Consider the following 21,787-nt stretch of genomic DNA (forward strand, 5'->3'; position numbering starts at 1 on the left):
CGGTCCCTCCGCCGATCTCCGCCCCGGAGGCGCTCGGAGCGCCCCTCGGCGCCGAGGGCTACGCTGACTCCACCTCACTCGCTTCCCCTGCCCCCCAAGGAGAGACCATGAGCGGAACGCCCAGCGAGCATCCGCGCGCGAAGGGAGGCTCCGCCCGGGGACGGCAGATGAGCGCGAGCCGGGTGCGCGACCTCATCAGCGCCTCCATCAGAGAGGGCCATCTCGACCCGGACGAACCGCTGGCCGAGGAGCACCTGATGACGCTGTTCGCGGCCAGCCGGGGATCGGTGCGGGCGGCGCTCTCCCAGCTGCGCGACTCCGGCTTCGTCGAGCGCAAGCCACGGGTCGGCACGAGGGCGACAGGGATCGGCTTCGTCCTCCCGCTCGCCGACATCGACACGGCCACCGACTACCCCGACGGGGCGATCGGCAGGGGCGCCGCCCATGTGACCATCACCATCACCGAGGAGCGGGAGGTGCCCGCCTTCCCGCTCGTGAGGGACCGCCTCGGTCTGGTTGATCCGACCGTGCGCATGGTCGAGAACACCTTCACGGCCGACGGCGAGGTGGTGGGGGTGCGCACCGCTTACTACTCGACGTCCTACGGGTTCGACCCGCGCGACATCCTCGGTCCGCTCAGCATGCGCGAGATCATCGAGCGCTACTTCCGCGAGGAGACCGGAGCGGTGCACGTCCAGATCGGAGCCGACCAGGCCGATGCCCACACGGCGCGGCTGCTCGGCGTGGCGGAGGGGACCCCTCTGATCGTGCGCGAGATGACCTACGTGACGCCGACCGGCTCCGCGATCCAGATCGTGTTCGACCGGTACCGCGGCGATCGCGTGCGCCTGGAGTCGACAGCGGTCGTGGACTGACGAGCCCGCGGTCCGCCCGGGCGCTCAGTGCACCCCGGGCGGCTCCACCGCCAGCACGCGGTCGTCCTCCCCGCCCGGCTCGCCGCGACCGTCGGTGTTGCTCGTGACGATCCACAGGGTGCCGTCCGGAGCCGCGACCGCGTCGCGCAGGCGTCCGTACTCGCCGATCGCGTAGTCGCTCTGGCTCGACGGATCCGCCACCGGTACCGCGCGCAGCACCTGTCCGCGGAGGTTCGCGAGGTAGAGCACGTCGTCGATCGCGACCATCCCGCTCGGGCTCGCCGCATCCGGGTTCCACTGCTGCACCGGGTCGACGTACCCGTCGCGCGAGGCGATCCCCTCGACGAGCGGCCAGCCGTAGTTCGCTCCCGGAGTGATGATGTTCAGCTCGTCCCAGGTGTCCTGCCCGAACTCGCTCGCGAACAGAGTGCCGTCGGAGGCCCAGGCGAGGCCCTGCGGGTTGCGGTGTCCCGAGCTGTAGACGAGCGATCCGGGATAGGGGTTGTCGTCGGGCGCCTCCCCGTCGAGGGTCATCCGGAGGATCTTGCCCGAGAAGGAGTCGAGGTCCTGCGCCGCGTCGCGCTGCCCGGCGTCGCCGACGGTGGCGTAGAGCATCCCGTCGGGCCCGATCGCGAGGCGGCCGCCGTCGTGGTTCCGTGCGGCGGGGATGCCGTCGAGGATCGTCTCCGGGTCGCCGAGTTCGAGTGAGCCGGGGTCGCCCGAGACGTCGAAGCGCTGGATGCGGTTGCCGTCCGGCCCGGTCGAGTACGCGACGAGGGTCCGTCCGTCGATGGCGAGACCGAGGAGTCCGCTCTCGCCCTCGGCGACCACGCCCTCGACGACGCCGATCTCCCGCGTCGCGCCGTCGTCGGCGACCTCGAGGATGCGCCCGCTGTCGCGCTCGCTGATCACGGCCGTGCCGTCGACGAAGGCGACCGACCAGGGCGCCTCGAGGTCCTGCGCGACCGTGCGGATCTCGCCGTCGCCCTCCGCGAGCAGGCTGCTCGGCGGTGGTGGTGAGGCCGTGCACGAGGCGAGCAGGCCGCCGAGCGCGAGCGTCGCGGCCACGAGGCCGCCGCGTGTCGTGGTGCGGTTCATCGGGTGTCCCTCCGATCGGGGATGGCCTTCGACCCTCGCAGCCGAAGCTTCGAGCCCTCTCAGCCTCGTACGGGTAGCCCCTGGGACGAGTTCCGGCGACCCCCGCCGGATGTCGGAGCTGCGGCGTAGCGTTGCGACGGTGACGAGTCCCACGATCAACACCCTCGGCCAGCTGCGCGCCTCCGGGCACGTGCAGAAGAGCCTCCGCACCGAGATCCGCGACAACCTGCTCGACGCGCTCCGCGAGGGGCGCGACCCGTGGCCGGGGCTGCACGGCTTCTCCGAGACCGTGATCCCGCAGGTCGAGCGCGCGGTGATCGCGGGGCACGACATCGTCCTGCTCGGCGAGCGCGGCCAGGGCAAGACCCGCCTCCTGCGCACCCTCAACGGCCTGCTCGACGAGTGGACCCCCGTCATCGACGGCTCCGAGCTCGGCGAGCACCCCTACGAGCCGATCACCTCGATCAGCCGCAGGCGCGCGGCCGAGCTCGGCGACGGGCTGCCCGTCGCCTGGCGCTCCCGCGAGGAGCGCTACGTCGAGAAGCTCGCCACCCCCGACACGAGCGTCGCCGACCTCATCGGCGACGTCGACCCGATGAAGGTCGCCGAGGGCCGCAGCCTCGGCGACCCCGAAACCATCCACTTCGGCCTCATCCCGCGCAGCCACCGCGGCATCGTCGCGATCAACGAGCTGCCCGACCTCGCCGAGCGCATCCAGGTCGCGATGCTCAACGTGATGGAGGAGCGCGACATCCAGATCCGCGGCTACGTCCTCCGCCTCCCGCTCGACGTCCTCGTCGTCGCGAGCGCGAACCCCGAGGACTACACGAACCGCGGCCGCATCATCACCCCGCTGAAGGACCGCTTCGGCGCCGAGATCCGCACCCACTACCCCACGGCGCTCGTCGACGAGGTCGCGGTCATCCGTCAGGAGGCGGAGCTCGTCGCGATCGTGCCCGACGCGCTGATCGAGATCCTCGCCCGCTTCACCCGGGCGCTCCGCGAGTCGAGCTCCGTCGACCAGCGCAGCGGTGTGAGCGCCCGCTTCGCCATCGCCGGCGCCGAGACGATCGCCGCGGCGGCCCTCCACCGCGCCACCCGGCAGGGCGAGGACGAGGCCGTCGCGCGCCCGATCGACCTCGAGACCGCGGTCGACGTGCTCGGCGGCAAGATCGAGTTCGAGTCGGGCGAGGAGGGCCGCGAGGACGAGATCCTCGACCACCTCCTCCGCCAGGCCACCGCCGAGACGGTGCGCGCGCACCTGCGCGGCATCGACCTCTCGCCGCTCGTCGACGCCGTCGAGAACGGCGCCATGATCACGACCGGCGAGCAGGTGACCGCGCGCGAGTTCCTCGCCGGGCTGCCGATGCTCGGCGAGGCGACCGTCTACGACGAGATCGCCGAGCGGCTCGACGCGACCGGCGACGGGCGCATCGCCGGAGCGATCGAGCTCGCCCTCGAGGGGCTCTACCTCTCGCGCCGGCTGAGCAAGGAGACCGGTGGAGGCGAGGCCGTCTATGGCTAGGGACAACGCTCCCAGGGCCAACCGCCGCCTCCGCCGCGACGCCCGCTACTCGCCGTACGACGGCGGGCCCGATCCGCTCGCGCCTCCCGTCGACATCGCCGCAGCGCTCGACGCGATCGGCGAGGACGTGATGGCCGGCACCTCCCCGGAGCGAGCGATGCGCGAGTACCTGCGCCGCGGCGCTCGCGACGGGCGCGGGCTCGACGATCTCGCCGCCCGCGTCGCCGAGCGCCGTCGCGAGCTCTCGAAGAAGCACAACCTCGACGGCACCCTCCGCGAGATCCGCGAGCTGCTCGACCGGGCAGTGCTCGCCGAGCGCAAGCAGCTCGCCCGCGACACCGAGATGGACGACGCCGATCGCGCCCTCGCCGAGATCCAGCTCGACAGCCTGCCTCCCTCTCCCGCTGCCGCGGTGTCGGAGCTCGGCGACTACCGCTGGCAGAGCCCCGAGGCGCGCGCCGACTTCGAGAAGATCCGCGAGCTGCTGGGCAGGGAGATGCTCGAGCAGCGCTTCGAGGGCATGAAGCAGGCGCTCGAGAACGCGAGCGACGCCGACCGCGCGGCCATCGACGCGATGCTCCGCGACCTCAACGAGCTGCTCGAGGCGCACGCCCGAGGCGACGACACCCCCGAGCAGTTCGACGCCTTCATGGCGCAGCACGGCGAGTACTTCCCCGAGTCCCCGGAGTCGGTGGACGAGCTCATCGACGCCCTCGCGGCCCGCGCGGCCGCGGCGCAGCGGATGCGCAACTCGATGACCCAGGAGCAGCGCGACGAGCTCGACGCCCTCGCCCAGCAGGCGTTCGGCACCCCCGAGCTGATGCAGTCCCTCGGCCGCCTCGACGAGACCCTGAGGGGCCTGCGCCCCGGCGAGGACTGGGGCGGCTCCGAGCGGATGGACGGCGAGCAGGGCCTCGGTCTCGGCGACGGCACCGGCGTGTTCCAGGAGCTCGCCGACCTCGACGCCCTCGCCGAGCAGCTCGCGCAGCCGCACGAGCGGTCGAGTCTCGACGATCTCGACCTCGACCTGCTGGCCCGCCGCCTCGGCGATGACGCGGCCGTCGACGCGCAGACGCTGAAGCGCCTCGAGCGGGCGCTGCGCGACTCCGGGACGATGCGGCGCGGCTCCGACGGCCGGCTGACGCTCACGCCGAAGGCCATGCGCCAGCTCGGCAAGGCGCTGCTGCGCGACATCGCCGACACGATGTCCGGGCGGCAGGGGGCGCGCGACGTGCGCCGCGCGGGTGCCGCGGGCGACCGCTCCGGAGCCACCCGGTCGTGGGAGTTCGGCGACACCGAGGCGTGGGACGTCACGAGGACCGTGACCAACGCGCTGACCCGCACCGCGGGCGGGGGGCGGCCCACGGGCGCCGGCGTCCGCATCGAGATCGGCGACGTCGAGGTCCAGGAGACGGAGGCGCGCACCCAGGCCTGCGTCGCGCTCCTTGTCGACACCTCGTTCTCGATGGCGATGGACGGGCGCTGGGTGCCGATGAAGCGCACCGCTCTCGCCCTGCACACCCTGATCAGCAGCCGCTTCCGCGGCGACGAGCTGCAGCTCATCGCCTTCGGGCGCCAGGCCGAGGTGATGGACGTCGAGCAGCTCGTCGGCCTCGACGCCGAGTGGGAGAAGGGCACCAACCTGCACCACGCCCTGCTGCTGGCCAACCGCCACTTCCGCAAGCACCCGAGCGCCCAGCCCGTGCTGCTGATCGTCACCGACGGCGAGCCGACGGCGCACCTCGAGCCCGACGGCGGGATCTTCTTCGACTACCCGCCCGACCCGGTGACCATCGCCGTCTCGGTCCGCGAGCTCGACGCCTCCCTCCGCCTGGGCGCGCACACCACGTTCTTCCGGCTGGGGGAGGATCCCGGCCTCGCCCGCTTCATCGACTCGCTCGCGCGGAGGGTCGGCGGCACCGTCGTGAACCCGGAGGCCGACGACCTCGGTGCGGCCGTCGTCTCCTCCTACCTCGGTGCGCGCGGCGCAGCCCCCGGCGGCCGCCCGCCCGGCGACGAGCTGTTCGGGCGCGGCTGGGGCTTCTGACCTGCTCCCTCGGTGACGGGTCGCGTGGTCAGAACAGCGGCCACGGCACCGCGGGCATGCTGCCGCGCGGTGCCGGGAAGCGCCCGGACGAGCGGAGGCGTTCGCACCGCTTCGCGAACGCCGCGATCTCCTCCTCCATCAGCACCTCGCCGAGAGCCGCCCCCAGCTCGCCGTCGATCGCTGCCCGGAGGTGCGCCAGGGCCGCGATCTCGTCGGCCGTCAGCGGTTCGCCGATCCAGCCCCAGAGCACCGTGCGCAGCTTGTGCTCGGCGTGGAAGGTGAGCCCGTGGTCGACCCCGAAGCGGTGGCCGTCGGGCATCTCGAGCACGTGCCCGCCCTTGCGGTCGGCGTTGTTGACGACCACGTCGAACACCGCCATCCGCCGCAGCGCCTCCGAGTCCTCGTGCACGAGCGAGATGTCGCGGTCGTTCTCGTCGCTTCCGTCGAGGACGTGCCGCCACCCGTCCGGAATCGCGTCGGCCGGAACGAGGCCCACGGCGTCCTGCTCGGGGTCGATGTCCTGCCACAGCTGCACCATGCCGACGCCGAGCGGCCCCTCGCGGACCCAGGTGCAGGGCACGACGTTCCAGCCGAGCGCCTCCGAGACGAGGTAGGCGGCCCGCTCGCGGCCCGCGAGATCGCCGTCGGGGAAGTCCCACAGCGGCTTCTCGCCCGCGATCGGCTTGTAGACGACGGAGGTGTCGCCGATCTGCGCGAGGAACGTCGCGTTCGAGGCGGTCGTGATCCGTCCCCTGAGCTCCAGCTCGCCGGCGACCGGCTCGGAGTCGGAGCTCATGCGAGCGGGCAGTCGTGCCCGTCGGGGTCCATCGGGTCGCCGCACCGCGGGCAGAGCGGGCGGCCGGCGCCGACCACCTCGAGCGTCCGCTTGGCGAAGGCGCGAGCGGTGCCCACGGGGATGCGCACCTGCAGCACCTCGGTCGGCTCCGTCTCCTCCTCGTCGGGGGCGTCGTCCTCGATCGGGTACGCCTCGATCAGGATCTGCGCGGTCGCCGGGTCCCAGCCGAGGCTGATCCCGCCGACGCGGAACTCGGGCTCCACCGGCTGGTCGAGGGGCTCGTTGTCGACGAGCTCGGGAGGCGTGCCGGCCGGGACGCTCACCGGGTTGCCCTGGGCGGCCATCAGCTGGTCGAGGATCTCGTCGATCTTCTCGGCCAGCAGGGCGGACTGCTGCTTCTCGAGTCCGACGCTGACGACGCGGGGGCCCGTGCGGGCCTGGAGGTAGAAGGAGCGCGAGCCGGGGGAGCCGACGGTTCCGACGACGACGCGGTCGGGCCAGTCGAACCCGTGGACGATCGGAGGCATGCGCCCAGTCTACGAGCGTGCGCCTGACACCCGCCCGGGCGCCCGCTACTCGTGCCCCGCGCCCCCGCCGACCGGAGCATCGGCGGCGGGGGCCGCCGCGCGCAGCCACGAGAGGTCGCCCGCCTCCGTGTTCGTGGCGACGACCTCGGGCCGGCCCGCGCCGTAGCGGATGATCGACACCGATGCCGGCCCGACCGTGATCCGCTGGAACAGGTCGAGGTGCATCCCGAGCGCGTCGGCGAGGATCGCCTTGATCGTGTCGCCGTGGCTGACCGCCGCCCACACCGCGTTCGGGCCGTGCCCCGCGGCGACCGCCGCGTCGTGCCTCCGGATCGCGCCGACCGCGCGCGCCTGCATCCCCGCGAGCGACTCGCCTCCGGGGAACACCACCGCCGACGGCTGGCTCTGCACGACCGACCACAGCGGCTCCTTCGCCAGCTCGCGCAGCGACCTGCCCTGCCACTGCCCGTAGTCGCACTCGGTGATGCCCCTCTCGATCGACGTCGCGGGCGAGCCGCTCTGCCGTTCGAGGACGAAGCGCGTGGTCTGCCGGCAGCGCTCCAGCGGGCTCGACACGACCGAGGCGAGCTCCACCGCGGCGAGCCGCTCGCCGGTCCGCGCGGCCTGCTGCCGCCCGACCTCGTCGAGCCTGACTCCCGCGGTGCGTCCCGCGAGGATCCCTGCGGTGTTGGCCGTGGTGCGCCCGTGCCGGACGAGGAGGAGGGTGGGCATCGCTCCAGAGTAGGCGGGTGCGGGCTCGACGGCGTCGGCACCTCCTCCCTCCGAAGGATGCCCGGTGGGCCTCCGGCGCCTACCGTGGAGGTGCGGCCGCCCACCGCGGCCCGACGGACACCCACCCGAAGGGACTCTCATGGATGGGACCACGCCCACCGGCACTCCGCAGGACGGCCCCGATGCCGTCACGCCCCAGTGGGCGGCTCCGGAGGCGACGGGTCGCCAGAACGAGACGGCCCTCCGCATCCGCGGCCTGCGCAAGCGCTTCGGCGACAGAGAGGCCGTCGCGGGCATCGACCTCGACGTGCCGGCCGGGTCGTTCTTCGGTCTCGTCGGGCCCAACGGCGCCGGCAAGACGACGACCCTCTCGATGGCCACCGCGCTGCTGCGGCCCGACGCCGGCACGGTCGCCATCCACGACGTCGACGTCTGGAAGGACACGCTCGAGGCCAAGCGCCTGATCGGCGTGCTGGCCGACGGGGTCAAGCTCTTCGACCGGCTCACCGGGCTCCAGCTGATCACCTACTACGGCCTGCTCTGCGGCATCGACCGCCCGACCGTGCTCGAGCGCGCCGGCGATCTGCTGGCTCTGCTGGGTCTCGATCCGGCCGATCGCACCCTCGTCGTCGACTACTCCGCGGGCATGACCAAGAAGATCGCGCTGGCGTGCGCTCTGGTGCGAGCCCCGCGCCTCCTCGTGCTCGACGAGCCGTTCGAGTCGGTCGACCCCGTGTCGGCGGCGAACATCCGCGACATCCTCACCGGCTTCGTCGCGTCCGGCGGCACCGTCATCGTCTCGAGCCACTCGATGGACCTGGTCGAGAGGATGTGCGACCGGGTCGCCGTCATCGCCGACGGGCGGGTCCTCGCCGCGGGCACGCTCGAGGAGGTCCGCGCCGGATCCAGCCTCGAGGAGCGCTTCGTCGCGCTCGTCGGCGGCCGCACCCACCAGGAGGGCCCGGCATGGTTGCGCATCTCCTGACCCTGCGCCTCCTGCTCCTGCGGAACACCCTGACCCGCAACGTCTGGCAGCTGGTAGGCGTGGTCTTCGGCGCGCTGTACGCGCTGTTCCTGCTGGGGCTCGTGGTCGTCGGGCTCGTCTCGCTCGGCGCCACCGACCCCGCGTTCGCGAGCGTCGCGCTGACCCTCGGCGGGTCGGTGCTGCTGCTGGGCTGGGTGCTCGGGCCGATCTTCGTGTCGGGATCCGATCAGAGCCTCGACCTGACGACGCTCGCCACCTTCCCGATCCCGCTGCGCACCCTGATGCTGGGCCTGGCCGCCGCGGGTATCGCGGGGATCCCGGGGCTGGTCACCTCGCTCGGCGCCCTCGCCTCCGCCGCGGCCTGGTGGAACAACCCGATCGGCATCCTCCCGGGCCTCGTCTGCGCCGTGATCGGCGTCGCGACCTGCGTGGTCGCCTCCCGGCTGATCGGCGCGCTGACCACGGGCCTCGGCTCGAGCCGCCGCTACCGCGAGGTGATCGGCGGCGTCGTGCTCGTCGTGCTGGTCCTCCTCGGGCCGCTGATCATCGGGCTCACCGGTGTGGTCAGCGAGGGCGTCGATCTGCTCCCCGTGATCGCCTCGGCCCTCGGCTGGTCGCCGCTCGGCGCGATCTGGGCGGTGCCCGGCTCGATCGTCGCGGGCGACTGGCTCGTCGCGCTCGCGCGCTTCGCGATCGGAGTCGCCACCCTCGCCCTGGTCACCTGGGCCTGGTCGCGGGCGCTGCGCCATGCGCTGTCCGAGCCGGCCGCGTCGACCTCGCGCGCCGCCTCCGGCTCGGTGGGCATCGGTCTGTTCGGGCGCTTCCCCGGCACGCCGACCGGAGCCGTCGCCGCCCGCGCCCTCGGCTACTGGTGGCGCGATCCGCGCTACAGCCGCGGCCTGCTCATCATTCCGGCGATCGTCGTCCTCGCGGTCTTCTACAGCGCGATCGGCGGAGGCGGCGGGACGCTGGTCATCCTGTCCTCCCTCTTCATCGGGTTGATCTTCGGCGTGACCCTCTGCGCCGACGTGTCCTACGACGGCACGGCGTGGGCGGCCCACGTGAGCTCGGGAGTCACCGGCGCGGCGGATCGCGCCGGTCGCGTCATCGCCGCCGCGATCGTCGGGGTCCCCGCGGTCCTGGTCGTCGGCATCGGCACCTGCCTCTACGCGGGGCAGCCGGAGCTGATCCCCGCGGTGCTCGGGATGTCGCTCGCGCTGGTGCTGAGCGGTTTCGGGGTCTCGAGCGTCGCCTCCGCCCTGATCGTGTACCCGGTGCCCGCACCGGGCGACAGCCCGCTGAAGACGCCGCCGGGCTCGGGGATGATCTCGAGCGTCGTGATGCTCGCCTGCATGGGCGCGACCGCGGCGCTGTCGCTGCCGTCGCTCGTGCTCGGACTGGTCTCGCTCGTCGTCGGGAGCACGGAGTTCGGAGTCTGGTCGCTGGTCGCCGCGCTCGTGCTCGGCTCGGTGTTCACTCTGGTCGGCGTCCGCGTCGGCGGCCGCATCCTCGACCGCCGCGCTCCCGAGCTCTTCGCCGCCCTGGTCACGATCGGCTGATGCGCCGGCCCTCGCCCCACTCCGGACGTCGCAGCCCCAGCCGCTGTCCAGAAGTTGTCGCACTGGGCGTCGAGTGCGACAACTTCTGGACTCTCGCTCGCGCACGCCGCCCGGCGTGGCCACCCACTGTCCAAGAGTTGTCGTACTGGGCGTCGAGTGCGACAACTCTTGAGTTCTCGCGGAGGATGGGGGTGTGCGCAGCGTCGAACTCCTCCTGGATGCGGAGTCGGAGGCGCGGATCAGGGCGCAGTGGGAGGCGCTCGAAACGGCCGGCATCCCGAGTCTGTCCCTGCACACCTCGGCCAGCAACCGGCCGCACGTCACCCTCGTCGCCGGCCCCGAGCTCATCGCGCCCGAGCCCGGCGCGCTCGGTGCGCTGCCCGCCCGGATCGATCTCGCGGCCGTCCTCCTCTTCCCGCACGACGGCCGCTACGTGCTCGCGTGGGGCGCCACCCGGTCTCCGGCGCTCGACGCGCTGCACGCCCGCGCCACCCGACTGGTCCCCGGAGGCGTGCCCACGTCGCTCCCGGAGGAGTGGACCCCGCACGTGAGCATCTCGCGCCGCCTCCGCGCCGAGCAGCTCGCCGAGGCGGTGCCGCTGCTGGGCGAGCCGTTCTCCGTCGGCCTCGCCAGCGTGCGCTTCTGGAACGGGGACACGAAGGAGATCACCGAGCTCTGACTCCTCCCCAGGCGTGCGCCGCCGCCGCTCTCCCCGGGAGCGCCTACTCCCGAGGCCGCGTCGGAGGCGGCGGGTAGAGTTCCCCAGGTGACAGACCCCACCGCGACCGCCCTCTCGACCGCCGAGCCGCTCTCCGACGGTGCCGCGTCGACCGAGGCGCAGGCGATCCTCGAGAAGGTCTTCGGCTACGGCTCCTTCCGGGGTGAGCAGCAGGCCATCGTCGAGCAGGTCATCGGCGGGGGCGACGCGGTCGTGCTCATGCCCACCGGCGGCGGCAAGTCGCTCTGCTACCAGATCCCCTCGATCGTCCGACCCGGCACCGGCGTCGTCGTCTCGCCGCTCATCGCCCTCATGCAGGACCAGGTCGACGCCCTGCGCGCGAACGGCGTCCGCGCCGAGTTCCTCAACTCCACTCAGGACTCGGGCGAGCGCTCCCGCGTCGAGCGCGCCTACCTCGACGGCGAGCTCGACCTGCTCTACGTCGCGCCCGAGCGCCTCGGCAACGAGGGCACGAAGCAGTTCCTCGCCCGCGGTCGGATCGCACTCTTCGCGATCGACGAGGCGCACTGCGTGAGCCAGTGGGGCCACGACTTCCGCCCCGACTACCTCGCCCTCGGCGAGCTGGCCGAGCGCTGGCCCGACGTGCCGCGCATCGCCCTCACGGCGACAGCGACCGAGGCGACCCACCGCGAGATCACCACCCGCCTCCACCTGGGCGCCGCGCGCCACTTCGTCTCGAGCTTCGACCGCCCCAACATCCAGTACCGCATCGTCAACAAGGTCGAGCCGCGCAAGCAGCTGATCGACTTCCTCCGCCGCGAGCACGCCCACGACGCCGGCATCGTCTACGCGCTCTCGCGCAAGAGCGTGGAGGCGACCGCCGAGGCCCTGCGCGCCGCCGGGTTCGACGCGGTCGCCTACCACGCCGGTCTCGACTCCCGGGTGCGCGCCGCCGCGCAGTCGCGCTTCCTCCGCGAGGAGGGCGTGATCGTCTGCGCCACCATCGCGTTCGGCATGGGCATCGACAAGCCCGACGTCCGCTTCGTCGCGCACATCGACCTCCCCAAGTCGGTCGAGGGCTACTACCAGGAGACCGGTCGCGCCGGCCGCGACGGGCTCCCCTCGACCGCCTGGCTCGCCTACGGCCTGCAGGACGTCGTGCAGCAGCGCCGCATGATCGACGAGTCACCGGGCGATCTCGCGCACCGCCGTCGGATGTCCGCCCACCTCGACGCGATGCTCGCCCTCTCCGAGACGGTCCAGTGCCGCCGGGTGAACCTGCTCGCCTACTTCGGCCAGGAGAGCACCGCCTGCGGCAACTGCGACACCTGCCTCGAGCCCCCCGCGAGCTGGGACGGCACGGTCGCCGCTCAGAAGTTCCTCTCGACCGTGGTGCGGCTCAAGCGCGAGCGCAACCAGCAGTTCGGCGCCGGCCACATCATCGACATCCTCCGCGGCAAGACCACGCCGCGCACGACCCAGCACCAGCACGACGGCCTCGCGACCTGGGGCATCGGCGCCGAGCTGAGCGACACCCAGTGGCGCGGAGTCGCGCGCCAGCTCCTCGCGCAGGGGCTGCTCGGCGTGAACGACGACGGGTTCGGCACCCTCGTGATCACTCCCGCCTCGGCGTCCGTCCTCAGCGGCGAGCGCAAGGTCGAGCTGCGGCAGGAGCCCGAGCGCCCCGCTCGATCCAGCGGATCCTCCCGCTCGGGCCGGTCGACCGTGTCCGAGCTCCCGACCGAGGCTCAGCCGCTGTTCGAGCGCCTCCGGGAGTGGCGTGCCGCCCAGGCCCGGGCCCAGGCGGTCCCGGCCTACATCGTCTTCAACGACGCGACCCTCCGCGAGATCGCGACGGCCGAGCCCTCCTCGATCGACGCGCTCAGCATCATCGGCGGCGTCGGCCAGAAGAAGCTCCTGACCTACGGCGCTGCCGTGCTGGCCGTGGTCGCGGGCGAGACGCCCGAGATCACCGAGCCCGACGCCGACCAGGAGGCGCCCGCCCCGCGACGCGCCGCGGCGTCGCGGTCCGGTGCCTCGCGATCCGGCGCGTCCCGGTCCGGCGCGTCCAAGCTCGCGGCCGCCCGGCCGTCGTTCGGTGCCGACACCTCGGGCCCGCCGGTCACCTCGGCCGCGCCCGAGGACGACTGGGTGCCGCCGGACGAGCCCGACTGGGAGCCGGGCTGGGACAGCTACTGAGCGTCAGGTCCCCGAGCCGACCGAGGCCATCCACCCGCCGAGAACGGTGAAGCCGAACGACAGAGCCATGCCGGCGAGTGGCACCCAGAACGCGAGCCGGCGCACGACCAGCAGCACGATCGACACGACGAGCGCGGCGATGAACGGCAGCCACACCCCGCCCGCGGCGACCAGCACGCCCCAGCCGATCAGATCGCCGTCGCAGTCGTTGCCGCCCATGCAGGCGTCGCTCGCCATCGCGAAGAACAGTCCGAAGTACGACAGGAGCAGCGTGAGCCCGAAGGTGCAGATCAGCAGCACCGAGGTGACCACGGCGTCCCAGACGCGCACGGGGCGCCGCTCCCGGGCGGCCTTCCAGGGGGTGCCAGGGCCTGACGGTCGGGGATCGCTCCACGGCTGAGCGCGCGCCCACTCGGGCGAGCCCTGCTCCGGCGGCCCCGCGGGGTACTCCGACGGGGGTCCGTACACGGGCCCCGGCTGCGCCGCCGACGGCGGGCGCGGGGGAGGGGGCGGAGGCAGCGGCGGCTCGCTCATCCTCCGAGACTAGCCAGCCCCCGGTCGGCGGCGCAGAACCAGGAGACAGCGCAGAACCCGGAGACAGCGCCTGGCCGGTTCCGACAACGCGCCGACGCCTCCGCCCGGCGCCTTTGTGCTCCCGCGACGGATCGTTTCCGCGATCCGCGAACCCGATCTAGCGTGCAGTGCGTCGAAGGGATCCTCCAGTCATGGTCACCACCGCTCCCCGCCCCCGCTCCGCCGCCGACGCCGCCGACAAGGCCGCCACCGGCTCCGCGCGCTCGCGCACCCGCCGCTCGAAGGCCGGTGCGATCGCGCCGACGCCTCCCATCGACTCGCTCGGCACCGAGGTCGACGCCCGGCTCGACGAGGACGGCTCGCCCGCCGTCGACGTCGCCGCACTCGGCGAGGCCCTCCTCGGCTCGTGGCGTGAGCAGCGGCTCGCCTCGCGCGAGCTGACCGCACGCGAGGAGCTGCACCGCGTCGACGGCCTGCCCATGGCCGAGCACCGCGCCCGGGTGACGCGGCAGATGCACGTCCTCGCGGCCGAGGGCGGCGTGCACCGGGCGTTCCCCCGCGACCTCGGCGGCGAGGAGGACCACGGAGGCAACATCGCGGGCTTCGAGGAGCTCGTCACCGCCGACGCGTCGCTGCAGATCAAGTCGGGAGTGCAGTGGGGCCTCTTCGGGGCCGCCGTGCTGCACCTCGGGACCCGCCCGCACCACGAGAAGTGGCTGCCCGGCATCATGAGCCTCGAGATCCCCGGAGCGTTCGCGATGACCGAGACGGGTCACGGCTCCGACGTCGCCTCGATCGGCACGACCGCCACCTTCGACGACGAGACGGGCGACTTCGTCCTGCACACCCCGTTCCGGGCTGCCTGGAAGGACTACCTCGGCAATGCCGCCGTCGACGGCCGCGCCGCCGTCGTCTTCGCCCAGCTCGTCACGCAGGGCGTGAACCACGGCGTCCACGCGTTCTTCGTCCCGCTCCGCGACGAGCAGGGCGGCTTCCTCCCGGGCATCGGCGGCGAGGACGACGGCCTCAAGGGCGGCCTGAACGGCATCGACAACGGCCGCCTGCACTTCGACCAGGTCCGCGTGCCGCGCGAGAACCTCCTCAACCGCTACGGAGACGTCGCCGCCGACGGGACCTACTCCTCGCCCATCGCGAGCCCCGGCCGCCGCTTCTTCACCATGCTCGGAACGCTCGTGCAGGGGCGCGTCTCGCTCGACGGCGCCTCCGTGGTCGCTGCCCGCATCGCGCTCACCATCGCCGTCACCTACGGCGACCAGCGCCGGCAGTTCACCGGAGGCGGCGACCGCGAGGAGGTGCTGCTCGACTACCAGCGGCACCAGCGCCGCCTGCTGCCGCGCCTGGCCACCACCTACGCGGCCGGCTTCGCGCACGACAAGCTGCTGAGGGCCTTCGACGACGTGTTCTCGGGCGCGAACGACACCGACGAGTCGCGGCAGGACCTCGAGACCCTCGCCGCCGGGCTCAAGGCGCTGTCGACCTGGCACGCGCTCGACACCCTCCAGGAGGCGCGCGAGGCGTGCGGAGGAGCGGGCTTCCTCGCCGAGAACCGCCTCACGCAGCTGCGCGCCGACCTCGACATCTACTCGACCTTCGAGGGCGACAACACCGTCCTGCTGCAGCTCGTGGCGAAGCGGCTGCTCACCGACGTGGGCAGGCGCTTCAAGAACGCGCAGCCCGGCGACCTCGCCCGCTACGCCGTCGGTCAGGTCGCGGGCGCGACCGTCAACAACTCGGGACTCCGCCGCCTGGCGCAGGTGGTCGCCGACCGCGGGTCGACCGCGCGCTCGGTCGGGCAGCTGCGGGAGGAGCAGCGCGAGCTGCTGACCGACCGCGTCGAGAGCATGGTCGCCGGCATCGCCTCCCGGCTCCGCTCGGCGTCGAAGCTCCCGGCCGACGAGGCCGCCCGCCTGTTCAACGCCTACCAGAGCGAGCTCATCGAGGCGGCGCGCGCGCACGCCGAGCTGCTGCAGTGGGAGGCGTTCACGGAGGGGCTCGCCACGATCGAGGACGCGGGCACCCGCACGGTCCTCACGTGGCTCCGCGACCTGTTCGGCCTGGGCTTGATCGAGAAGCACCTCGACTGGTACCTGATCCACGGGCGGCTCTCGTCGCAGCGCGCGCTGGCGGTCACCTCCTACATCGACCGCCTGCTCGCACGACTGCGCCCGCACGCCGGCGACCTGGTCGCCGCATTCGGCTACCGCCCCGAGCACGTCCGCGCGGCGATCGCGAGCGGCGCCGAGGCCGCCCGGCAGGAGGAGGCGCACGCCTTCTTCGAGGCGGCGCGCGCCGACGGCTCCCTCCCGCGCCCCGAGAAGGCCCCGCACCGCTGATCGTGCTCCGCGATCAGCGGTCGAGGAACGCCAGTGCCGCGTCGCGCTCGGCGCGCAGCTCGAGCACGGACTCGTCGATCTTCGCGCGCGAGTGCGCGTCGATCTCGAGGCCCTCGATGATCCGCCACTCGCCGTCGACCGCGCGCACCGGGAACGACGAGACGAGGCCCTCCTCCACGCCGTAGGAGCCGTCGGACTCGACCGCGGCCGAGGTCCACTCGGTGCCGGTCACCCAGTCGTGCACGTGGTCGATCGCGGCGGAGGCGGCCGAGGCGGCGGAGGACGCCCCGCGCACCTCGATGATCTCGGCTCCGCGCTTCGCGACGCGCGGCTCGAACTCGGTGTGGAGCCAGTCGGCGTCGACGAGCTCGGTCGCGGGGCGACCGTCGACGGTCGCGTGCGTGACGTCGGGGTACTGCGAGGCGGAGTGGTTGCCCCAGATGGTGACGCCGCGGATCGAGTCGACCGGCGCCTCGAGCTTCGCCGCGAGCTGCGCGACGGCGCGGTTGTGATCGAGCCGGGTCATCGCGGTGAAGCGGCCGGCCGGGATGTCGGGGGCGCTCGCGCGGGCGATCCAGGCGTTCGTGTTGGCGGGGTTGCCCACGACGAGCACGCGCACGTCGTCGGCGGCGTGGGCGTTGAGGGCCGCGCCCTGCGGTCCGAAGATGCCGGCGTTCGCTGCGAGGAGGTCGGCCCGCTCCATGCCGGCGCTGCGCGGTCGGGCGCCGACCAGCAGGGCGATGCTCGCGCCGTCGAAGGCGGCGGCGGGGTCGTCGGTCACCTCGACTCCGCGGAGGAGCCCGAAGGCGCCGTCCTGCAGCTCGAGGGCCGTTCCGGCCGCCGAGCGCAGTCCGGCGGGGATCTCGAGGAGGTTCAGCCTCACCGGGACGTCCGGCCCGAGGAGCTGACCCGAGGCGATCCGGAACAGGAGCGCGTAGCCGATGGCGCCTCCCGCTCCCGTGACGCTGACGGTGACCGGGTTCGCGCGCTTCTGAGTGCCCATGCCGCCGACTGTATTGCCGCTGGCTGCACTGCCGCTGGCTGCACGCCCGGTCGGAGTCTCGTCACCCCACCGCCGGCGGTGCCGTCGACCCCCGCACCACCAGGCGGTTCCGCAGCAGCACGCGCTCCTCGCCGAGAGTCCCGCCGCCGATCAGGGTCAGCAGCGCCCGCGTCGCCGATCGGCCCATCCGGTGCAGCGGCTGGCGCACCGTCGTGAGCGCAGGCGCGATCCGCGAGGCGTCGGGCACGTCGTCGAAGCCCACGATCGAGAGGCGCTCGGGTACGGCGACGCCGAGACCTCGGGCGACCTCGACGGCGGCGATCGCGGAGGCGTCGTTCGCGGCGAAGACCGCCGTGGGCGGATCCTCCCGCGAGAGCAGCTCGCGGACGGGCCCGAGGGACGCGTCGTAGCTGTAGTGGCCCACGCGCGCGAGGTCGGCGTCGAACGGTATCCCGGCGTCGGCGAGCGCACGCCGGTAGCCGGCCTCGCGCAGGTGCGACGACTCCAGGTCGGGGCGGCCGCCGAGGAGCGCGATGCGCCGGTGGCCGAGCTCGACGAGGTGCCGCACCGCGAGGACGGCGCCGCCGAAGTCGTCCGAGCCGATCGAGGGCAGCTCGACCTGGGCGATGAGCGGCCCGATGACGATCAGCGGCAGCCCGGGAGCCGCGAGGACGCTGGACGGAGTCACGGCGATGACCCCCTCGACCCGCGCGTCCCGGAGGCGTCGGAGCGAGTCGCGCTCCCAGCCGATCGTGTCGCGATGGCTCGCGCCGGTGCTCGCCAGGACGTCGAAGCCGGTCCCGCGCAGGGCGGCCGAGACGCCCTTCATCACCTCCGCGCTGAAGGGCTCGAAGTCGCACATCAGCACCCCGATCAACCCGGGCGGGTCGGCTGCGGCGGCCGTGCCGGCCTCTGCGGTGGCCACGGCTGCGTCGGAATGCATCCTTGCATTCCAAAATGTTCCCGGTAACATTGCGGCAAGACTAGCTGAGTCTCTCCTCAGCAGTCGAGTGCACCAGTGACGAAGCAGCCTCCCTCTCCTCAGCGTTGACGGGGATCGAGAGCTGCGGTGAGCGACAGCACGCTGTGGAAGCGACTGCGCAGGCACCTCTCGTCGTCACCCGGGCACGTTTCCCATCAGCAGCGTCGGCGGCCTCGTCAGGCACGCCCTCGCGCAGACATCACTCAGCGCCCGGAACGCACGCGCACCCGCGCCGTCCGACGCTCGATGATCGGCGACGGCGCCGATCGAGGAGGAATCCCATGACCCAGCGAACCGCTTCCCCCGCCCGCCCGACCTGGCCCGCCCGCGCCTGCGTGGCCGTGATCGGCGGGCTCCTGCTCACCGGCGTGGCGACCGCCGCCTCCGCCGCCGAGTACGGCGAGGACGCCGTCGACGTGACGGTCGACATCGCCGCCGTCGACGAGCCGGGCGTGCTCGCGATGACCGTCGACGGCACGAACGCGGCGCTGACCGAGAACGGGTCGACCGAGACCGTCCGCCGGTTCACCGGGCAGCTGCCGGCCGTCACGGTCACGGACACGCGCACGGCCGAGGAGATCCCCGACGGAGCAGGCTGGTACGTGCTCGGCTCGGCGACCGACTTCAGCGGGGACGAGGGGCAGGAGCCGATCGGCGCCGAGTACCTGGGCTGGACGCCCGAGCTCGTCGACGGCGGCGACTCCGGTCTCGTGGCCGAGGGCGATCAGGTCGACACCGTCCTCGACGAGGGCCCCGACGCCGTCGGCCTGGTCGACCAGGAGCTGCTCGCACTGGCCCTCGACTCCGAGGCCGTCGCGACGGAGGGCTCGTGGACCGTCGCGGCCGACCTCACCCTGAAGACCGAGGCCGACGTCGAGCCCGGCGCCTACTCCTCCGTGCTGACCCTCTCGCTGTTCGAATGAGCGCAGCGACACGCGCCCCGGGGATGCGCGCGCTCGCAGTGACCGCGATCGGAGCCCTGGTCGCGGCCGGCCTGCTCGCGACCGCGGTGCCGGCCCGGGCCGCGGAGGAGTGGTCGCCGCGATCCTTCCTCACCTCGACCGACAGGGGCGACGGCACCTACTCGGTGCCGCTGCTCAACGCCGACGTGCCCGACGTCAGCGTCGAGCGGGTGCCTGCGGCCGAGAACGACGAGGGTCGCGATCTCTACTACATGATCAGCACCACGATGCACCTGAGCCCGGGTGCTCCGATCATGAAGTCGTACGACCTCGTCAACTGGGAGATCGTCAACCACGTCTTCGACCGCCTCGAGATCGGAGACAGGTTCTCGCTGCGCAACGGCCAGAACTCCTACGGCAACGGCCAGTGGGCCTCGTCGCTCCGCTACCACGACGGTCGCTACTACGTGGCCTTCAACACCAACAACCTGGGCGGCTCCTACCTCTACTCGACCGACGACATCGAGAACGGAGCGTGGACCAGGGTCGCGCTGGGGCGCGCGTTCCACGACCCGTCGCTCTTCTTCGACGAGGCGGACGGAGGCACGCCCTACATCTTCTACGGCTCGGGATCGACGAGCGCAGTGCAGCTCAGCGACGATCTCACCACCGTGGTCGCCGAGTTCCCGAACATCCTGCGCACCTCCGACTACCCCGGCGCCTCCTGGATCGGCGGCCTGTTCGAGGGCGCCCAGGTGCAGTACATCGACGGGAACTACTACATCGTCATCATCACCTGGCCCTCGGGCCAGGGGCGCCAGGTCGCGCTGTTCCGCTCCGAGGAGCTGCTCGGCCGCTATGCGACCGCTGACGGCAGCAACCCCTACGAGGGGCGAGGAGTCCTGAACTCGAACGGCTTCGCCCAGGGGAGCCTCGTGCCGATCTCGCGTGAGGACGGCACGACCGACTGGCACGGCATGTTCTTCCGCGACAGCTTCCCGACCGGTCGCATCCCGGGGCTCGTCCCCGCCACCTGGACCGACGGCTGGCCGACCTTCGGCACGAACGGCTCGGTCCCGGTGAACGGGACCTTCCCGAAGCCGATCACCCTCAGCCCGGAGGAGGAGCTATTCGAGCGGCAGAAGAGCCTGGTCGTCTCGGACGACTTCGAGAACGACGCGCCCGCGAAGGCCTACACCGACGAGGAGTGGACCCTCCCGACGGCCCCCGACATCGACGAGTCGCTCCTCGGCGTCGAGCTGATCCAGAACCCGGGCGCCGAGTCGGGAACGGCTCCGTGGGCCGGGCAGTTCGGGGCGACGCTCACCCGCGACACGGGTGACGCCGCCTCCGGGACCGCCGCCCTCCGGGTCGGCAGCAGGACGCTCAACGGCTCGGGCCCCAGCCAGGTCCTCGCGAACAGGCTCCAGCGCGGAGTCACCTACACGGTGTCCGCGAAGGTGAAGTACACCTCCGGCCCGGCCTCGGTGCGCTTCAACCTCTGCGCCGACTTCGGCGCGGGCCCGCAGACCATGGCGTTCGCCACCGTCCCCCAGGGGCAGTGGACGACGATCACGGGCACCTACACGGTGCCGCCGACCGCGAACGTCGGCAGTGCGAAGTTCGCCGTCGAGACGCCCTGGGGGAACCCGCAGCCGGCGTCCTCGAGCGTCGAGTACCTGCTCGACGACGTCTCGATGATCGGCGCGCAGCCCACCACCGAGCTGCCGAGCGAGGCCGAGATCGCGCCGAACGGCTCCCGGCTCGACCTGGCCTGGCAGTGGAACCACGCGCCCGACAACCGCTACTGGTCGCTGACCGACCGCGAGGGCTGGCTCCGGCTGACCAACGGCAAGGTCGTCACGGGCCAGTACGTGCACTCGAAGCTGTCGACCTCACCCGAGCTGACCTGGCTCGAGGAGGCGCGCAACACGCTCTCGCAGCGCATCGTCGCCCCGAAGCAGTCGGCCGAGGCCGAGCTCGACGTGTCGGGGATGAAGGACGGCGATGTCGCCGGCCTCGCCGCCTACAACCGCGGCTTCTCGTACGTCGCGGTGAAGCGCGTCGACGGAGTGAGCACGGTCGGAGTCGTGGACCGCGGCCAGCCGTTCGCCACGACGATCGATCAGGCCGCCGTCGAGGCGTTCCTGCCGGGGACGACCGCCGTGCTCCCCGACTCCGCCGAGGTGCACCTGAAGGCCGATCTCGAGCTGAACGCCCCGTCGGGTCAGCTGTGGACGACCTTCCACTACAGCCTCGACGGGCGGACGTGGACGAAGCTCGGCACCCGCGTCGGTCCGCAGACCCTCGACGGCAGCCTCACGCACTTCATGGGGCACCGGATCGGGCTGTTCAGCTATGCGACAGAGAGCACCGGCGGACACGTGGACGTCGACAGCTTCCTCCTGAGCGACACGCTCACCTCGGAGGGGAAGGCTCTCGACCGCTCGCAGCTGGAGGCGGCGATCGCGCACGCGGCGACCCTCCGCGAGGCGGACTACCCCGCCGACGCCTGGGCCGACCTGGAGTCGGCGCTCGCGAAGGCCGAGGCCGTCGGCACCGTCGGCACGCAGAACCAGCTCGACGCGCCCGAGCGTGCGCTCAGCTACCAGCTGGCCCGCCTCGGGACGCTCAAGGCCGAGGCGCCGGCGCTCGCCGTCGCCGCCGAGGCGACGACGCGATGCATCGGCGGCAAGGTCTTCGTCACGGTGAAGGCGACGAACGGCAGCGACGTGCCCGTGACGGTCGACATGACGGGCGCGTTCGGCACCAAGACGATCGCCGCCGTCGCCCCGGGGAGGAACGCGAGCCACGCGTTCACCACCCGGGCGGTCGCCGTGCCCGCGGGCGAGGTCGCGGTGACCGCCTCGGCCCCCGTCGACGGCGCGCCCGTGAGCAGCACGGTCCCGGCCGGCTACCCCGCGACGAGCTGCGGATGACCGCCGGCTCGACGACACCCAGACCACCTGAAAGACGCAATCAAGGAGGAT

General features: G+C 72.7%; 17 protein-coding genes. 10 read left to right on the forward strand and 7 right to left on the reverse strand.

Going from position 1 to position 21,787, the window contains the following annotated elements; translation table 11 throughout:
- Window positions 1-107 precede the first annotated feature (107 nt).
- Entirely contained in the window at window positions 108-875 is a 768-nt protein-coding gene (locus B9Y99_RS10825; protein WP_085476625.1) for a GntR family transcriptional regulator, read from the forward strand.
- 24 nt (window positions 876-899) lie between these two features.
- Here B9Y99_RS10825 and B9Y99_RS10830 read toward each other — a convergent pair whose 3' ends face one another.
- The gene (locus B9Y99_RS10830) at window positions 900-1,973 is read right to left on the reverse strand and encodes a PQQ-dependent sugar dehydrogenase (protein WP_085476626.1); all 1,074 of its coding nucleotides are present in this window, start codon (window positions 1,971-1,973) and stop codon (window positions 900-902) included.
- A 109-nt stretch (window positions 1,974-2,082) separates the two neighbouring features.
- Here B9Y99_RS10830 and B9Y99_RS10835 point away from each other — a divergent pair, with 109 nt between their 5' ends.
- Window positions 2,083-3,498, forward strand: coding sequence for a magnesium chelatase ATPase subunit I (locus B9Y99_RS10835; protein ID WP_085476627.1), 1,416 nt, complete (start codon window positions 2,083-2,085; stop codon window positions 3,496-3,498).
- A complete protein-coding gene (locus B9Y99_RS10840; protein WP_085476628.1) occupies window positions 3,491-5,545 on the forward strand; it encodes a vWA domain-containing protein in 2,055 nt (684 codons plus the stop codon). The genes B9Y99_RS10835 and B9Y99_RS10840 overlap by 8 nt, the downstream gene beginning before the upstream one ends.
- Before the next feature lie 28 nt (window positions 5,546-5,573).
- Here B9Y99_RS10840 and B9Y99_RS10845 read toward each other — a convergent pair whose 3' ends face one another.
- The 3 genes from B9Y99_RS10845 to B9Y99_RS10855 are packed head-to-tail and all read right to left on the reverse strand — an operon-like array spanning window position 5,574 to window position 7,600.
- Window positions 5,574-6,341, reverse strand: coding sequence for an SCO1664 family protein (locus tag B9Y99_RS10845; RefSeq protein WP_085476629.1), 768 nt, complete (start codon window positions 6,339-6,341; stop codon window positions 5,574-5,576).
- Window positions 6,338-6,868 carry a DUF3090 domain-containing protein gene (locus B9Y99_RS10850; protein ID WP_085476630.1) on the reverse strand — a complete coding sequence of 177 codons (531 nt, stop codon included), beginning with the start codon at window positions 6,866-6,868 and terminating at the stop codon, window positions 6,338-6,340. Before B9Y99_RS10850 ends, B9Y99_RS10845 begins: the two co-directional genes overlap by 4 nt.
- 45 nt (window positions 6,869-6,913) lie before the next feature.
- A complete protein-coding gene (locus B9Y99_RS10855) occupies window positions 6,914-7,600 on the reverse strand; it encodes a histidine phosphatase family protein (protein WP_085476631.1) in 687 nt (228 codons plus the stop codon).
- 139 nt (window positions 7,601-7,739) lie between these two features.
- On the opposite strand from B9Y99_RS10855, the gene B9Y99_RS10860 reads away from it, so the two are divergent.
- From B9Y99_RS10860 to recQ, 4 genes are all read left to right on the forward strand, one after another.
- Window positions 7,740-8,585 carry an ABC transporter ATP-binding protein gene (locus B9Y99_RS10860; protein WP_085476632.1) on the forward strand — a complete coding sequence of 282 codons (846 nt, stop codon included), beginning with the start codon at window positions 7,740-7,742 and terminating at the stop codon, window positions 8,583-8,585.
- Window positions 8,567-10,144, forward strand: coding sequence for a hypothetical protein (locus tag B9Y99_RS10865; RefSeq protein WP_085476633.1), 1,578 nt, complete (start codon window positions 8,567-8,569; stop codon window positions 10,142-10,144). The genes B9Y99_RS10860 and B9Y99_RS10865 overlap by 19 nt, the downstream gene beginning before the upstream one ends.
- Before the next feature lie 193 nt (window positions 10,145-10,337).
- Window positions 10,338-10,823 (forward strand): 2'-5' RNA ligase family protein, encoded by a 486-nt coding sequence (locus B9Y99_RS10870; RefSeq protein ID WP_085476634.1) that lies wholly within the window; start codon window positions 10,338-10,340, stop codon window positions 10,821-10,823.
- Between the two features lie 87 nt (window positions 10,824-10,910).
- Complete coding sequence (gene recQ, locus B9Y99_RS10875) at window positions 10,911-13,022, forward strand: DNA helicase RecQ (protein WP_085476635.1); 2,112 nt, start codon at window positions 10,911-10,913, stop codon at window positions 13,020-13,022.
- A 3-nt stretch (window positions 13,023-13,025) separates the two neighbouring features.
- Here recQ and B9Y99_RS18500 read toward each other — a convergent pair whose 3' ends face one another.
- Window positions 13,026-13,556 carry a DUF6264 family protein gene (locus B9Y99_RS18500; protein WP_129588004.1) on the reverse strand — a complete coding sequence of 177 codons (531 nt, stop codon included), beginning with the start codon at window positions 13,554-13,556 and terminating at the stop codon, window positions 13,026-13,028.
- A gap of 191 nt (window positions 13,557-13,747) precedes the next feature.
- On the opposite strand from B9Y99_RS18500, the gene B9Y99_RS10885 reads away from it, so the two are divergent.
- Window positions 13,748-15,910 (forward strand): acyl-CoA dehydrogenase family protein, encoded by a 2,163-nt coding sequence (locus B9Y99_RS10885; protein ID WP_085476637.1) that lies wholly within the window; start codon window positions 13,748-13,750, stop codon window positions 15,908-15,910.
- Between the two features lie 13 nt (window positions 15,911-15,923).
- Here the strand turns inward: B9Y99_RS10885 and B9Y99_RS10890 are convergent, their stop codons facing one another.
- A complete protein-coding gene (locus B9Y99_RS10890; protein WP_085476638.1) occupies window positions 15,924-16,913 on the reverse strand; it encodes a malate dehydrogenase in 990 nt (329 codons plus the stop codon).
- A 61-nt stretch (window positions 16,914-16,974) separates the two neighbouring features.
- On the reverse strand, window positions 16,975-17,856 hold the full coding sequence (locus tag B9Y99_RS10895; RefSeq protein ID WP_165759598.1) for a LacI family DNA-binding transcriptional regulator: 882 nt from the start codon (window positions 17,854-17,856) through the stop codon (window positions 16,975-16,977).
- Window positions 17,857-18,176: 320 nt separating this feature from the next.
- Between B9Y99_RS10895 and B9Y99_RS10900 the strand changes: the two genes are divergently transcribed.
- Complete coding sequence (locus B9Y99_RS10900; RefSeq protein ID WP_244274876.1) at window positions 18,177-18,818, forward strand: hypothetical protein; 642 nt, start codon at window positions 18,177-18,179, stop codon at window positions 18,816-18,818.
- Window positions 18,815-21,736: a family 43 glycosylhydrolase gene (locus B9Y99_RS10905; protein WP_208856938.1), complete on the forward strand. Its 2,922-nt coding sequence runs from the start codon at window positions 18,815-18,817 to the stop codon at window positions 21,734-21,736. Before B9Y99_RS10900 ends, B9Y99_RS10905 begins: the two co-directional genes overlap by 4 nt.
- Window positions 21,737-21,787: the final 51 nt, after the last annotated feature.

It is taken from the genome of Rathayibacter oskolensis, assembly GCF_900177245.1.
Classification (GTDB): Bacteria; Actinomycetota; Actinomycetes; order Actinomycetales; family Microbacteriaceae; genus Rathayibacter; species Rathayibacter oskolensis.

What these genes read in the sequence shown, in the direction of transcription:
- B9Y99_RS10885 (WP_085476637.1), top strand. Translation starts at nt 13,748, where the DNA reads ATGGTCACCACCGCTCCCCGCCCCCGCTCCGCCGCCGACGCCGCCGAC.
- B9Y99_RS10895 (WP_165759598.1), bottom strand. Translation starts at nt 17,856, where the DNA reads ATGCATTCCGACGCAGCCGTGGCCACCGCAGAGGCCGGCACGGCCGCC.
- B9Y99_RS10860 (WP_085476632.1), top strand. Translation starts at nt 7,740, where the DNA reads ATGGATGGGACCACGCCCACCGGCACTCCGCAGGACGGCCCCGATGCC.
- B9Y99_RS10890 (WP_085476638.1), bottom strand. Translation starts at nt 16,913, where the DNA reads ATGGGCACTCAGAAGCGCGCGAACCCGGTCACCGTCAGCGTCACGGGA.
- B9Y99_RS10905 (WP_208856938.1), top strand. Translation starts at nt 18,815, where the DNA reads ATGAGCGCAGCGACACGCGCCCCGGGGATGCGCGCGCTCGCAGTGACC.
- B9Y99_RS18500 (WP_129588004.1), bottom strand. Translation starts at nt 13,556, where the DNA reads ATGAGCGAGCCGCCGCTGCCTCCGCCCCCTCCCCCGCGCCCGCCGTCG.
- B9Y99_RS10825 (WP_085476625.1), top strand. Translation starts at nt 108, where the DNA reads ATGAGCGGAACGCCCAGCGAGCATCCGCGCGCGAAGGGAGGCTCCGCC.
- B9Y99_RS10865 (WP_085476633.1), top strand. Translation starts at nt 8,567, where the DNA reads ATGGTTGCGCATCTCCTGACCCTGCGCCTCCTGCTCCTGCGGAACACC.
- B9Y99_RS10855 (WP_085476631.1), bottom strand. Translation starts at nt 7,600, where the DNA reads ATGCCCACCCTCCTCCTCGTCCGGCACGGGCGCACCACGGCCAACACC.
- B9Y99_RS10840 (WP_085476628.1), top strand. Translation starts at nt 3,491, where the DNA reads ATGGCTAGGGACAACGCTCCCAGGGCCAACCGCCGCCTCCGCCGCGAC.
- B9Y99_RS10900 (WP_244274876.1), top strand. Translation starts at nt 18,177, where the DNA reads ATGACCCAGCGAACCGCTTCCCCCGCCCGCCCGACCTGGCCCGCCCGC.
- B9Y99_RS10835 (WP_085476627.1), top strand. Translation starts at nt 2,083, where the DNA reads ATGTCGGAGCTGCGGCGTAGCGTTGCGACGGTGACGAGTCCCACGATC.
- B9Y99_RS10850 (WP_085476630.1), bottom strand. Translation starts at nt 6,868, where the DNA reads ATGCCTCCGATCGTCCACGGGTTCGACTGGCCCGACCGCGTCGTCGTC.
- B9Y99_RS10830 (WP_085476626.1), bottom strand. Translation starts at nt 1,973, where the DNA reads ATGAACCGCACCACGACACGCGGCGGCCTCGTGGCCGCGACGCTCGCG.
- B9Y99_RS10845 (WP_085476629.1), bottom strand. Translation starts at nt 6,341, where the DNA reads ATGAGCTCCGACTCCGAGCCGGTCGCCGGCGAGCTGGAGCTCAGGGGA.